Annotated in this window: 2 protein-coding genes; both read right to left on the bottom strand. The window is 46.5% G+C overall.

Annotated features, from left to right (window positions below):
• Window positions 1–45: 45 nt before the first annotated feature.
• On the bottom strand, window positions 46–342 hold the full coding sequence (locus tag PsAD26_RS12625) for a host-nuclease inhibitor Gam family protein (protein WP_000995451.1): 297 nt from the start codon (window positions 340–342) through the stop codon (window positions 46–48).
• A gap of 74 nt (window positions 343–416) precedes the next feature.
• Window positions 417–545, bottom strand: a complete 129-nt coding sequence (kil, locus tag PsAD26_RS29365) for a host cell division inhibitory peptide Kil (protein WP_001007579.1) — start codon at window positions 543–545, stop codon at window positions 417–419.
• Window positions 546–845: the final 300 nt, after the last annotated feature.

The following is an 845-nucleotide window of genomic DNA, read 5'->3' as shown; positions in this document are numbered from 1 at the left end:
AGGCCAGCTTCCCAGCCAGCGTTGCGAGTGCAGTACTCATTCGTTTTATACCTCTGAATCAATATCAACCTGGTGGTGAGCAATGGTTTCAACCATGTACCGGATGTGTTCTGCCATGCGCTCCTGAAACTCAACATCGTCATCAAACGCACGGGTAATGGATTTTTTGCTGGCCCCGTGGCGTTGCAAATGATCGATGCATAGCGATTCAAACAGGTGCTGGGGCAGGCCTTTTTCCATGTCGTCTGCCAGTTCTGCCTCTTTCTCTTCACGGGCGAGCTGCTGGTAGTGACGCGCCCAGCTCTGAGCCTCAAGACGATCCTGAATGTAATAAGCGTTCATGGCTGAACTCCTGAAATAGCTGTGAAAATATCGCCCGCGAAATGCCGGGCTGATTAGGAAAACAGGAAAGGGGGTTAGTGAATGCTTTTGCTTGATCTCAGTTTCAGTATTAATATCCATTTTTTATAAGCGTCGACGGCTTCACGAAACATCTTTTCATCGCCAATAAAAGTGGCGATAGTGAATTTAGTCTGGATAGCCATAAGTGTTTGATCCATTCTTTGGGACTCCTGGCTGATTAAGTATGTCGATAAGGCGTTTCCATCCGTCACGTAATTTACGGGTGATTCGTTCAAGTAAAGATTCGGAAGGGCAGCCAGCAACAGGCCACCCTGCAATGGCATATTGCATGGTGTGCTCCTTATTTATACATAACGAAAAACGCCTCGAGTGAAGCGTTATTGGTATGCGGTAAAACCGCACTCAGGCGGCCTTGATAGTCATATCATCTGAATCAAATATTCCTGATGTATCGATATCGGTAATTCTTATTCCTTCGCTAC

Source organism: Pseudovibrio sp. Ad26, assembly GCF_001623285.1.
In the GTDB taxonomy this organism is placed as follows: domain Bacteria; phylum Pseudomonadota; class Alphaproteobacteria; order Rhizobiales; family Stappiaceae; genus Pseudovibrio; species Pseudovibrio ascidiaceicola.
The sequence above is the reverse complement of the archived record's forward strand: the minus strand, read 5'-3'. Positions and strand labels throughout refer to the sequence as shown.